We start from the raw sequence: 13,393 nt of genomic DNA, 5'->3' as shown, positions 1-13,393 counted from the left end.
ACCTAGGTGCTCACTGAAATAATGTTCTTCCCCTTAGCCTTCTTCGGCGGCTTTTCACCCGTAACCTCCACCTTATCCAGGTCAAACATTTTCGCTAGGAAGTCTGCCATCCACTGCAGCAGCTCAACGTCACGCAGCTTCGGCGACGTGACATTGCGCCCGGCCTTCGGGAAGGACAGCTGGATGGCCTTTGCCGCCGCACGATAATTGGATCCCGGGTACAGGCGCTTGAGGCGCACCTGCTTGGAATCCGGCAGGTCCACCGGGTGCACTTTGATGCGCGTGCCCTGGACGGTGATATCGGTGACCCCGGCCGCGCGGGCTTGGTGGCGCAGGCGCGCCACGGCGAGCAGGCGGTGTACTTCTTCCGGCAGCGGGCCGTAGCGGTCCTCCATCTCCTCCACTGCCAGGCGCAGGTCCTTGTTGTCCTGGCTGGCCGCCAGCTTGCGGTAGACCTCCAGACGCAGGCGCTCGGAGTTAATGTAGGTCTCCGGAATGTGCGCATCCACCGGCAGATCAATGCGGATTTCTTTCGGACCATTGTCGGTCGCCTTGGGCATTTCTCCGCGCGCAAGCGCCTTGAAGGCATCGACAGCCTCAGACACCAGGCGAACATAGAGGTCAAAGCCCACGCCGGCGATGTGGCCGGATTGCTGCGCGCCCAGTACATTGCCGGCACCGCGCATTTCCAAGTCCTTCATCGCCACGGCCATGCCCGCGCCCAAGTCATTATTTTGCGCGATGGTGGCCAAGCGGTCATAGCTGGTTTCCGTTAGCGTCGCGCCCTTTGGGTACAGGAAGTAGGCGTAGCCGCGCTCGCGCGAACGGCCCACGCGCCCGCGCAGCTGGTGCAGCTGACTCAGGCCCATGTGGTGCGCATTTTCCACAATCAAGGTATTCGCATTGGCGATATCCAGGCCGGTTTCCACGATGGTGGTACACACCAACACGTCATATTCGCGGTCCCAGAAACCCTGAACGGTCTTTTCCAGTAATTCCTCATTCATCTGACCATGCGCAACCACCACGCGAGCTTCAGGCACAAGGTCGCGCAGCTCACGCGCCTTCTTTTCAATGTCCGCAACCTTGTTGTGAATGAAGAAAGTCTGGCCATCGCGCAGCAGCTCACGGCGGATCGCGGCTGCAACCTGCTTATCTTCATAAGCGCCGACGTAGGTTAGCACCGGATGGCGGTCCTCGGGCGGGGTCAAAATGGTGGACATCTCGCGAATGCCCGCCATGGACATCTCCAGGGTGCGCGGAATCGGTGTCGCCGACATGGTCAGCACGTCCACCGAAGCCTTGAGCGCCTTGATGTGCTCCTTGTGTTCAACGCCAAATCGCTGCTCCTCATCGACGATGATCAGACCGAGCGATTTCCAGTGCACACCAGTCTGCAAAAGCCGATGCGTACCGATGACAATATCGACGCTGCCCGTAGCCAGCTCCTTGATGATCTCCTTAGACTCTTTCGTGGATGAAAAGCGTGAGAGCACGCGAATATCCACGGGGAAACCACTCATGCGCTCGATGAATGTGTCATAGTGCTGCTGCGCCAGCAGGGTCGTTGGAACCAGCACGGCAACCTGCTTACCGTCTTGGACGGCCTTAAACGCCGCGCGCACGGCCACTTCGGTTTTGCCATAGCCCACATCGCCAACGATGACGCGATCCATGGGAACCTCAGATTCCATGTCATTTTTCACCGCGTCGATGGCCATCATCTGGTCTTCGGTTTCCACATACGGGAACGCGTCTTCCATCTCCATCTGCCATGGCGTATCCGGCGGGAAGCGGTGCCCTGGCGAGGCTTGGCGCTTGGCATAAAGTTCTACCAGCTCACCCGCAATTTCGCGGACGGCAGCGCGCGCCTTCTTTTTGGTATTCTTCCAGTCGCTGCCGCCCATCTTGGACAGGTGTGGGGATTCGCCGCCGGTGTATTTGGACAGCATGTCCAAGGAATCCATGGGCACCCACAGCTGGTCCGCGGGTTGGCCGCGCTTGGATGGCGCGTATTCGAGCACGATGTATTCGCGGCGGGAAGATTCATCACCGGACTGGATGGTGCGTTCGGCCATCTTCAAAAACTTGCCGATGCCGTGCGTTTCATGCACCACAAAATCGCCCTGCTTCAGCGCCAGGGGATCCACGCGGTTGCGTCGCTTAGCGGGGCGGCGTTTCGCGCCCGCGATATCGCCCACGCGGTTACCAGTCAGGTCAGTTTCGGTGACAACCACTAGCGGCAGCGCCGCGGCATCGGTGTGCTTGCGCACCTTTGGGAAAACTAGGCCCGCATGACTGAGCGCCTGGTAGAGAGTAATTTCACCCGGTGATGGCTGCCAGCCTGGTGTTGCGACTTTCGCTGGGATGCCATTCTCGGCAAAGCGGTCCACCATGCGCTTGATAGCGCCGTGGGCTGGCGCGATGAAGGCTGCGCGGCCACCAGCTTGAGTGTGCGCGAGCAGCTGCGCCATCATTGCGTCAATCTCTTTGATGTCACCGCGCGGCGCAGGCCCCGGCTCAAAATCCAGCGGCAGCGTCTCGCCCTCATCGGCCATGAACATGCCCGTCGGTGCAAAGGTCCACTGCGGCAGCCCGAGTTTCTCACACGTGACTTCCAAGGACTCATAGGAACGGTAGCTCGCGGCCTCGGTGTCTAGTCCCTTCGTCGCAATCGGTCCATCCGTGCCCATGGCTGCGGCTTCCCAGCCAGCGGCCATGAACTCATTATCGGTGGATTCCAAATCCGCAATACGCGTGCGGATTTTCTCCGGCGCCACCAAAAGCACGTGTGTTTCCTCGGCCATGAAAGAGGCCAGGGGGACCATCTTGGCATCGGAAAGCACTGGCAACAGCGCCTCCATGCCTTCTGCCGGCATGCGCTGGCCAACCTTGGATAATAGCTCTACCAGCGCCGGGTTGCCCGGGTGCTCTACCGCGAGCGTATCGGCGCGCTGCGCAATGGCGTCCGTGATCGGCAGCTCACGCGCAGGGAAAATCTCCACCACGCCGACTTCAATCTCGGGGATGGTGCGCTGGTCAGCGATGGAGAACTTGCGGATATCGGTGACCTCATCGCCCCAAAATTCCACGCGGACCGGATAATCCACGGTGGTGGGATAGACGTCAATGATGCCGCCTCGCACGGCGAACTCACCGCGCTTAGCCACCATGTCCACGCGCGTATAAGCGCGGAATTCGAGCTCACGAATGACCTCCTCAAGGTCATATTCGCCCTCTTCGCGCAGCACGACCGGCTCGCGGCCCACCACGTTTTCCAAAATCGGCTGCGAATAGCCGCGCGCGGCGGTGACCACGACCTGCAAGCGCCCCTCATTCAGCTGGTGCAAAACCTGCGCACGCTTGCCGATGATATCCGCACCCGGACTCAACCTTTCATGCGGCAGCGTCTCCCACGCGGGGAACAAACCGACCTTGTCCCCCAGCATCGCGGTCAGCTCCGCCGTCAGGTCTTCGGCTTCGCGTCCAGTGGCGGTCACCACGAGGACCGGTGCATGGTGTGCGAGTGCGCCAATCGCCCACGGGCGTGCCTGGTCGATACCCGTGATGTGCAGATTCTGCTGGCCAACGTTGTTGACCAGACCTTTAAGCTTTGGATCAGATGCGGCTACTTTAAGCAGCCCGGCGAGCATTGGCGGGGTGTGCGACATGTATCTTTCTTCTACTCTTCTACTCGTCTGTATCTTCTAGCTTGTTCGTCTCAGGGGGTTCCGTGTTTCCAGCAGTCTCTGCGGGAAACACCAGTTTCTTGGAGCCGAGCTTCGGGCTGGTCTCCAAATCAGACAGGCCATTCCAACACAAGTTGACCACGTGCGCTGCGACGACTTCTTTCGCCGGCTGCCGCTCATCAAGCCACCATTGTGCGGTCATGGACACCATGCCAACGAGCGCCTGAGCATAAAGCACGGCGAGTTCTTCATCAAAGCCGCGGTGCTTAAACGCCGTGCCCAGGATGTGGCTCACCTGGCTGACCGCAGTATTCAAGAGCGTGGAGAATGCCCGGTCCTGCTTGGAGCTGGGGTCGCGCACCAGAATCATGAAACCATCGGTTTCTTCCTCCACGTATGTCAGCAGTGCCATAGCTACCTGCTCAATGCGCTCGCGCCAGGTGCCGGTGGCTATCGATTCGGTGACGCGGCGCTCCAGGTCCTGCATTTCACGGTCCACGACCACCGCATAGAGGCCCTCTTTGCCGCCGAAGTGCTCATAGACCACTGGTTTGGACACACTGGCGCGCGCGGCGATGTCTTCCACGCTGGTTCCATCAAAACCTTGCTCCGCGAACGCGGAGCGGCCGATAGAAATCAACTGCTCACGGCGCTGTTTACCAGTCATCCTCTGTCTCACCATGGCTACAGCTTATCGAATGCCCCGCCAACTATTGAACTACCTGAGCTTTCAGCCGGTTTGTGCATGCGGCAAATCCCGCCCCTAACTACTCGCGCCGCGGCTTAACCCAGGGTGATTTAACTCCCCGCGAGCAATCGGGTACGATACTTTTCGTACATGAGCGATGTGCTTTTCACATCACCATGATTCCCCATGGTGTAATCGGCAACACTACGGTTTTTGGTACCGTCATTCTAGGTTCGAGTCCTGGTGGGGAAGCAAAAATAACCTCCCCGTGAGCTGGCATTAACCAGTCCACGGGGAGGTTTCTTCGCACCCTAGGAATCTTTTTGGCCGGATTCGTCTTCTCGGTTGGCCCACCGCCGCGCGGCCTTACCTGATGCGCCGCCCGATGCGCCTCCTGATCCACCTTTGCTGGTGCCGGGCTTCAGGTGCCGCAAACTACGCCACACGCGTCCATCTTTAAGGCTCTTGCCCTCGGCTTGTTCAACATCACCACTGGTTCCGCTGCCGCCACGTCCAAGTTTGAAGCCCCGTCGCTCAGCTTTCTTGACCGCAGCAGCCATCTGCGCGGCGGTGTAGTTGACCGGCGCCTTGTCAAAGCCGCGCGGCAAGACCCATTTGAACCAGTACGCCAGAATTGCCAGTCCGGTTCCGATCCCGGGGGCAATCAGCATGCCCAAGGCCACGTGGTCTAGCTCGTGAAATATAACCATGACACCGGAGGCAATAATCGCAGGGGTGGCATAGAGCGGGTTGCCTCCAAAGACTGAGGGTATTTGGCCGGAGGCAACATCGCGGACCATACCGCCACCCACGGCGGTCAGCACGCCCATGAAGATACATGCAATCCACGGCAAGTCATGCGCGAGCGCTTTCACACAGCCAGTCACCGACCAGGCGCCGAGGATGATCGCATCGCCGTGGACCCGGAAGATTTCCCAGGCCTTGCCATTCAAGTCCGTCAGGAATGCCACCAGCGCGCCGGTGCAGGCGAGGATGAGATACATCGGGTCGGAGATGGCGGCGGCAGGGCCATCGCTAATGAGCATATCACGAATCATGCCGCCAGCAGTGGCGGAAAATAGCGCTAGGAAAATAAAACCAATGATGTCGAAGCGGCGCTGCCTGGCGATGGTGCCACCGATGATGCCATTAAGCACCACGCCGATGAGATCCAGACTGCGATAGAGCATGTCGATTGTCGGGTCCACTGATTCCATATCCTGCAACCATACTCACCCCCGACCGCCGTGGGGTTTTATTCGAAATAGGGGTAGAAACATCACGTTTTATTGCAAACCCTTTTCATTAAATGCGATTTCCGGCTAGCTTTTTATTGGCAACAATTTCCACTACCCCTTTCGGAAAGGTTCACATCGACGTGACTTCTCGTAGATACTTGCTCACTGCCGTTACTATCACCGCGGGCATCACCCTTGCCGCCTGCTCACAGGCTGAAGAGACCCAACCCGCCACCCCAGTTGCTGAAAGCAGCCATGCGAGGGCGCAATCATCAGATTCCGCTGGCGCCCGCACTTCGGCCGAAGTGTCTAGCCCAGAGGCACGCCTCGTTGCCACCTATGACGGAGGCATCGTGGTGCTCAACGCCGAGACCTTGGAGGTCATCGAGGACATCCCGCTGGAAGGTTTCAATCGCTTGAATCCCTTGGGCGATGGGCGCACCGTCGCCGTGAGCACGCCAGACGGCTTCCGCGTCCTGGATGCTGGTGCGTGGACGGAGCCGCACGGCGACCACTCGCACTCGTACACCACCACCCCACTGTTGACCGAGCACACCTATGAGGGCGATAAGCCCGGCCACGTGGTCAATCACGCAGGGCGCACCCTGCTCTTTAGTGATGGCGACGGCCGCATCCAGGAACTCGACAATGAGGCGTTGAAGGACGCCGCTGAGGACGAGAGCGTGGCCAAGGTAGAAGCAACCACCGAAATCACCCCGCACCACGGTGTTGCGGTAGCACTCGACGATGGCGGCATGGTGCACACCGAAGGCACCGAAGACGCGCGCTCATCGATTATTGCCGTGGACGCCGAAGGCAATGAGACCGCGCGCATCGATGAGTGCCCCGGCGTGCACGGCGAAGCTGCCGCCGATAATGGCGCCCTGAGCTTCGGTTGCGAGGACGGCACCGTCATCTTCAAGGACGGCAACTTCACCAAGATTGATGCCGAAGATGACTATGGCCGCATGGGAAACCAATTCGGCTCTGAGGCCTCGCCGGTGGTGCTGGCCGATTATAAGGTGGACCAGGATGCTGAACTCGAGCGCCCAACGCGCATCGCGCTTATCAATACTGAATCCGAGGATATTCAGCTCGTCGATGTCGAAGCGTCCTATTCTTTCCGCTCTCTGGCTCGCGGCCCGGAAGGCGAAGCGCTCGTATTGGGCACCGACGGCAACCTGCGCATCATCGATCCCGAGACCGGTGAGATCACCAGCACCGTGCCGGTCACCGAAGAATGGGAAGAGCCCTTGCAATGGCAGGACCCACGCCCGGCCATTTTCACCCAGGACGGCAAGGCTTATATCACCGAGCCCGGCGCGCAGAGACTGCACGTGGTGGACATCGCCACCGGCGAGGTCGAGCAGACCGCGGAATTAGATTACGAGCTCAATGAAATCACCGGCATTGCCGGCTAAACCATTTGCCGGGGTGGGTCTAAGCTTAAAGCTCATGAAGCCTGCTGAATCCCGCAATGCGCACCGTTTTGTCTACTCCAATGGATTGCAAAACCTAGGCGATGAATTGGTCGCCGCCAAGACGGTGCTGCCCTGGCTCTTTCAATCAGCAGGCGTCCCCGCCGGTTTAACGGGCCTACTCGTGCCCATCCGCGAGTCCGGCTCCATGCTCCCGCAGGCCGCCATGACGCAGTGGGTTATTCAGAGCCCTTCGCGCAAAAGGTTGTGGATGCTCGGCAGCAGCATCCAAGCCTTGGCCGCATTGGCCATCGCGGTCACAGCATTGCTTGCCGATGGCCTCCTCCTCGGCCTCATCATCCTCGTCCTCTTAGGCGTACTGTCACTCGGCCGTGCACTGTGCTCCATCACCGGCAAGGACGTGCAAGGCCGCACTATTTCCAAGGGCAAGCGCGGCACTGTCACCGGCCGCGCCACCACGGTTGGCGGCATCAGCACATTGATTGTGGCCGGTCTGCTTGTGCTTCTGGGCGACTTGGACCGCACAGGCATCATCGCCCTACTGCTGGTGGGCGCTGTCGCCTGGGCGGTGGCGGCTCTAGTCTTTGCTGGCATCTCCGAACCCCCTACAGAGCCTGCTGGACAGCAGGCTCCGGCAAAGCCCGAGCAGAGCGAGGCCAATCACTGGTGGACGGATACCTGGACGCTATTTCGCCAGGATAAACAGTTCCGTGACTTCGTGATTGTCCGCGCGCTCATGCTGGTTACCGCACTATCCACAGCATTCATCGTCACGCTGGCACACACTGTGGGCAATGATTCCCTAGGCAGCCTGGCCGGATTCATGCTCGCCTCCGGACTGGCCTCCCTGTGCGGTGGAACCGTCTCCGGCAAGCTGTCTGATATCTCTTCCTGCAAAGTCATGACCTATAGCGCAGGACTCGCTTCCACGCTGCTCATTCTCATCGTGCTGGCCGCGGCCACTCTGCCCGCAGCAATCAACTTCTACCTTCTGCCGCTCGGATTTTTCGCCGTCCAGCTCGTGCACACCGGAATTCGGGTAGCCCGCAAAACTTATGTCGCAGACATGGCCGAAGGCGACAAGCGCACCCACTATGTCGCTGCCGGCAATACCCTGATGGGGATCATATTGCTGCTGGTGGGCGGGATATCAACGATCATTGCATCAGCAGGCAATGCCTGGGCCCTCATCTTCCTTGCCGGCGTCGGATTCCTCGGCGTGTGGCGCGCCGGGCGGCTAGAAGAGGTATCTAAATAGGAGTTTCTGGCGCGACCTGGCGCCCGCGGCGTTATGATTGGCAACGGATATAAGTAAAGCCTGACGTCAGGAGTATTAACCTCGTGGTAGCACACACCCCAAGCGCCGTTGTTGTTTTAGCAGCCGGTGCCGGTACGCGTATGAAGTCCGCCAAGCAGAAGACCCTGCATGAAATCGGAGGTAGGTCCCTGCTCAGCCATGCGCTGCATGCGGCTGCGGGTCTCGAACCTGAGCATATTGTTGCCGTGGTCGGCCACCAGCGCGACCAGGTCTCCCCTGCCGTGGACGCTGTTGCCAGCGAGCTCGGCCGCGACATTTTGCAGGCCGTGCAGGAAGAGCAAAATGGCACCGGCCATGCCGTGGGCTGCGGCCTCGCGCCAATTCCGGAGTTTGATGGCACCGTGATTGTGACCAATGGTGATGTGCCGCTGCTGCGCTCGGAAACCATCGGCAAGCTGCGCGATACTCACCTGGCAGAAGGCAACGCCGTGACCGTGCTGAGCATCCAGCTGGATGACCCCACTGGTTACGGCCGCATTGTGCGCAATGAATCCGGCGAGGTCACCGCGATTGTGGAGCACAAAGATGCCACTGCGGAGCAACACGCTATTGATGAAGTGAACTCCGGCGTTTTTGCCTTTGATGGCAAGGTGCTGCGTGATGCACTGGGCAAGCTGGATTCTAATAATTCCCAGGGCGAGCTCTACATCACTGACGTGCTGGAAATCGCACGCCAAGCCGGCCACCGCGTAGGTGCTTTTGTGGCTGCTGATGCCGGCGAGCTCGAAGGCGTCAATGACCGCGTGCAGCTGGCTGCCGCAGGTCGTGAGCTTAACCGCCGCATCGTGGAAGATGCCATGCGCGGCGGTGCGCACGTCATTGACCCACAGACCACCTGGATTGGTGTTGATGTGACCATCGGCCGCGATGTCACCATCCACCCAGGCACCCAGCTCTGGGGTACTACCTCCATTGAAGATGACGCTATCATCGGTCCTGATACCACCTTGACCAACATGCAGGTCGGCCGCGGCGCCAAGGTTATTCGCACCCAGGGCGAAAGCTCCGTCATCGGCGCCAACGCTAATGTCGGCCCATTTACCTTCATCCGTCCGAACACCGAAGTGGGCGAAGACGGCAAGCTCGGCGGCTTCGTGGAAGCGAAGAATGCCAAGATTGGCCGCGGCTCCAAGGTGCCACACCTGACCTACATTGGCGATGCCACCGTGGGTGAGCACTCCAACATCGGTGCGTCTTCGGTCTTTGTGAACTACGACGGTGTGAATAAGCACCACACGACCATCGGCAGCCATGTGCGCACTGGTTCTGACACCATGTTCATCGCTCCGGTGAACGTGGGCGATGGCGCATATTCCGGTGCCGGTACCGTCATCAAGGATGACGTTCCACCAGGAGCACTGGCTGTTTCTGGCGGCAAGCAGCGCAACATTGAAGGCTGGGTCACCAAGAAGCGTCCGGGTACTCCAGCTGCTGATGCGGCAGAGGCTGCAGCAGGCGAAAGCACGGCTTCAACGGCTGATGATTCTGTAAATCCAGAAAATTAGTCTAAATTCTAAGGAGTCATCACCTAGATTATTTCTGAAGGTGATTTTCTTTCTTGATTACATTCCTTGAATTAGAAGCGTCAAGCATTCCACACTCAATGAAAGGTCAATGACCGCTATGACCGGCAAGATTTCTGATAGCCACAAGAATATGATGCTGTTCTCCGGCCGCGCCCACCCAGAACTGGGTGAGGCTGTGGCTAAGGAACTGGGCACCGATTTGGTGCCTACCACTGCACGCGACTTTGCTAACGGGGAAATCTTCATCCGTTTCGATGAATCCGTGCGTGGCGCAGACTGCTTCGTGCTGCAGTCCCACACCCAGCCGCTGAATAAGTGGCTGATGGAACAGCTCATCATGATTGACGCGCTGAAGCGCGGTTCCGCAAAGCGCATCACGGCTATCCTGCCGTTCTACCCTTATGCCCGCCAAGACAAGAAGCATCTGGGCCGCGAGCCAATTTCTGCGCGCCTGGTTGCTGACCTGCTGGCTGCTGCGGGCGCTGACCGCATTGTGTCTGTGGATCTGCACACCGATCAGATTCAGGGCTTCTTCGATGGCCCAGTCGACCACATGCACGCGATGCCAATCTTGACTGATTACATCAAGTCCAAGTACTCCACCGACAATATCGTCGTGGTCTCCCCTGATGCAGGCCGCGTCAAGGTTGCTGAGAAGTGGGCACATGAGTTGGGCGATGCCCCACTGGCTTTCGTACACAAGACCCGCTCCACCACTGAAGCGAATAAGACCGTGTCTAACCGCGTGGTTGGTGACATTGAGGGGCGCGACTGCATCTTGCTCGATGACATGATTGACACCGGTGGCACCATTGCCGGCGCTGTTCGTGTCCTGCGTGAGGCTGGCGCACGCTCTGTTGTTATTGCCACCACCCACGGTGTCTTCTCTGACCCTGCGCGTGAGCGCCTGTCTGAGTGCGGCGCGGAAGAGGTCATCACCACCGATACTTTGCCGCAGTCCACTGAGGGCTGGTCCAACCTGACCGTGCTGTCCATCGCGCCACTGTTGGCCCGCACCATCCACGAGATTTTCGAGAACGGCTCCGTAACCACGTTGTTCGAGTCCGCTTAAGATTTTCCTCGCCCCAAAGCTACTCTGGTGACCATGCCTTCCATGTCACCGAGTAGCTTTTTTGATCTCGCACTCTCGCCTACTGCCACCGAGGCAGTCAACGCCTTAAGCGTGCTTGCCAATTCCCCTCGTGCCGAAGGCATGTCCTCCTACATGCGCGGGAAATTTGAGTTCTTCGGCATCGCGTCTACCCCGCGCAAGCAGGCAGTCGCGCCGATCCTGTCTGGCAAGAAGCTGGACTGGGATTTCGTCCAGGTGCTATGGGCTCATCCCGCGCGCGAATGCCAATACGTTGCGGTCGACCATCTGCGCCGGCAGAAGCTGAGCCTGCACGATCTAGACCAGCTCAAAGTACTGGTGAAGACCAAGTCCTGGTGGGATACAGTCGACCACCTGGCTAAGTGTGCTGGGACCACTCTCCTGCCGCGCGAGGCCACTAGGAATGCTGCAGCGCTTTCGCTTGCCGATGCCGCCGCCGCTCGCGAGCGCATGCTCGAATGGTCAGTGGATGAGAATTTCTGGACTCGGCGCATCGCTATCTTGTGCCAGCTCAGCCTTGGTGAGAAAACCGATCCCGTGCTTCTAGCCGATGTGATTGACGCCAATATCGGGGCGGATGCGGATTTCTCCGATGAATTCTTCATCAATAAAGCCATCGGGTGGGCACTGCGTGATTATGCTCGACATAACCCAAAATGGGTGAACGACTTCATTGCGCAGCGCCCTGCCGGAAGTGACCATGGCCTGGTCAAACTCTCTGTGCGCGAAGCGCTGAAGCACTTGTAATAGTTATGTAAGGTTACATTCGATTCCGCTGGTAAACCGAAGTGTCACGCTTAAGATAAAGATTATTTGACGTTTTCTGCCAATTAATTGGATTTTCTATTCGATTTTAGATCACATCTTTCACATATAATTGCTCTGTTGAATTCATGCAGGTTACGGCCTTAAGAGTTCCACTCCTGGTTGCAGGAAGAGGCAATCGGTGCTTGAAGCTCGGCGCACGTGTGCATGGTTCTTTAATAGGTTTCTCACATTTTTAAAAACACTATTGGAGTATGAAACATGAAAAAGCGATCATTCTCGGCATAGCCTATTTCAGCTGTACCGTGGGCGCGGGCTTTGCCTCGGGCCAGGAAATGCTGCAGTACTATGCCGCATTCAGTGGCTGGGGCATTATCGGTGCAATTATCGCCATGGCTCTGATGCCGCTAGTCGCAATGATTGGGATGCAATACGGTAGCTACTTCCAAGCCACCTCCCACGACCGCGTGTTTACGTCCGTGACGTCCAAGATCATGGCGCGGTTTATTGATTACACGATTACCTTTACCCAATTCTGTATTTCTTTTGTCATGCTCGCCGGTGCGGGCGCGAACTTAAACCAGCAATTTGGCGTACCACTGTGGTTCGGCTCTGCTCTGATGGCAGCTGCAGTGATTATTTGTGGCTTCTTCAACGTAGAAAAGATCACCAATATTCTGGGTTCAATTACCCCATTCATCGTGGCGCTGCTGGTTATTGTGGCCGTGCACTCCTATTTCACCCCGCCAACGGACATCGGTGCCGCCTTCCAATTCGCTAATGACAATGTTGCCACCACCTTGCCAAATTGGTGGGTATCAACCTTTAACTATGTTGGTATCGCCATGATGGGCGGCATTTCCATGGGCATCATCATGGGCGGCGACATACTGGATCTCAAGACCGCTGGTCGCGGCGGCGTCATCGGTGGCCTGCTCTTTGGTGTCCTGCTGGTAATGATGGTCATCGCCATGCTCTTCAATTCAGAAACCGTATTCGAGGACGCGCTACCAACACTCAGCCTGATTACGTCAATTAGCCAACCATTGGGAACCTTTGCCTCAATTATCATTTACGTGATGATTTTCTCCACCGCACTGGGCAATTTCTACTCCCTTTCCCCGTCGCGTGATGGCCAAGAAGCCAGAGCGCTTCCACATGGCCCTGATCATCTTGGTTATCGTCGGCTTCATCTTGTCCTTCCTGGACTTTGCAACCTTGGTCGGCTTCGTCTTCCCAATTACTGGCTACCTGGCGCTGATCAGATTGTCGTACTGATTTGGACCTGGTTAACCCGTGGCCGCTCCGAGATGACCACGGAAATGAAGCACCGCGATAAGATCCGTGACCTGGCGCTGCGCATGGTGGACCCAAAGCAGAAGTTCAACACGGAACACCGCCGCCAGCTCTCCCAGGAAATCCTGGGCTCCAACCTCTCCGCTAAGCACCTGGAGAAGACTGCTATCTCTGAGGCAGTCGAGGAGCTGTCCTCAGATGCGGACTCGGACTTCGATGCGGATGACTTCACTGCTCCAAAATCCGTGCTGACGGAACAGTCCACACAGCCCCGGCCTGAAAAACTAAAGATAAGCCTGAGTAATCACTCTCAGCGGTGATTT

General features: G+C 58.0%; 9 protein-coding genes. 6 read left to right on the top strand and 3 right to left on the bottom strand.

Annotated features, from left to right (window positions below; translation table 11 throughout):
• Positions 1 to 2 precede the first annotated feature (2 nt).
• The 3 genes from mfd to ACG98I_RS09970 all read right to left on the bottom strand — a co-directional run bounded on the left by mfd (position 3) and on the right by ACG98I_RS09970 (position 5,594).
• A complete protein-coding gene (gene mfd, locus ACG98I_RS09980) occupies positions 3 to 3,653 on the bottom strand; it encodes a transcription-repair coupling factor (RefSeq protein WP_394720528.1) in 3,651 nt (1,216 codons plus the stop codon).
• Positions 3,654 to 3,690: 37 nt separating this feature from the next.
• On the bottom strand, positions 3,691 to 4,356 hold the full coding sequence (locus tag ACG98I_RS09975) for a TetR family transcriptional regulator (RefSeq protein WP_394720463.1): 666 nt from the start codon (positions 4,354 to 4,356) through the stop codon (positions 3,691 to 3,693).
• A gap of 332 nt (positions 4,357 to 4,688) precedes the next feature.
• Complete coding sequence (locus ACG98I_RS09970) at positions 4,689 to 5,594, bottom strand: trimeric intracellular cation channel family protein (RefSeq protein WP_394720462.1); 906 nt, start codon at positions 5,592 to 5,594, stop codon at positions 4,689 to 4,691.
• Positions 5,595 to 5,755: 161 nt separating this feature from the next.
• On the opposite strand from ACG98I_RS09970, the gene aztD reads away from it, so the two are divergent.
• The 6 genes from aztD to ACG98I_RS09940 all read left to right on the top strand — a co-directional run bounded on the left by aztD (position 5,756) and on the right by ACG98I_RS09940 (position 13,390).
• On the top strand, positions 5,756 to 7,036 hold the full coding sequence (gene aztD / locus ACG98I_RS09965) for a zinc metallochaperone AztD (RefSeq protein WP_394720460.1): 1,281 nt from the start codon (positions 5,756 to 5,758) through the stop codon (positions 7,034 to 7,036).
• A gap of 34 nt (positions 7,037 to 7,070) precedes the next feature.
• Positions 7,071 to 8,312: an MFS transporter gene (locus ACG98I_RS09960; protein ID WP_394720459.1), complete on the top strand. Its 1,242-nt coding sequence runs from the start codon at positions 7,071 to 7,073 to the stop codon at positions 8,310 to 8,312.
• A gap of 83 nt (positions 8,313 to 8,395) precedes the next feature.
• Positions 8,396 to 9,877, top strand: coding sequence for a bifunctional UDP-N-acetylglucosamine diphosphorylase/glucosamine-1-phosphate N-acetyltransferase GlmU (gene glmU, locus ACG98I_RS09955; RefSeq protein WP_394720457.1), 1,482 nt, complete (start codon positions 8,396 to 8,398; stop codon positions 9,875 to 9,877).
• A 118-nt stretch (positions 9,878 to 9,995) separates the two neighbouring features.
• Positions 9,996 to 10,970 (top strand): ribose-phosphate diphosphokinase, encoded by a 975-nt coding sequence (locus ACG98I_RS09950; protein ID WP_394720526.1) that lies wholly within the window; start codon positions 9,996 to 9,998, stop codon positions 10,968 to 10,970.
• A gap of 42 nt (positions 10,971 to 11,012) precedes the next feature.
• Positions 11,013 to 11,756, top strand: coding sequence for a DNA alkylation repair protein (locus tag ACG98I_RS09945; protein ID WP_394720455.1), 744 nt, complete (start codon positions 11,013 to 11,015; stop codon positions 11,754 to 11,756).
• A gap of 272 nt (positions 11,757 to 12,028) precedes the next feature.
• A complete protein-coding gene (locus tag ACG98I_RS09940; RefSeq protein ID WP_394720454.1) occupies positions 12,029 to 13,390 on the top strand; it encodes a hypothetical protein in 1,362 nt (453 codons plus the stop codon).
• Positions 13,391 to 13,393 lie beyond the last annotated feature (3 nt).

Source organism: Corynebacterium sp. L4757 (genome assembly GCF_043673995.1).
Lineage (GTDB): Bacteria > Actinomycetota > Actinomycetes > Mycobacteriales > Mycobacteriaceae > Corynebacterium.
The sequence above is the reverse complement of the archived record's forward strand: the minus strand, read 5'-3'. Positions and strand labels throughout refer to the sequence as shown.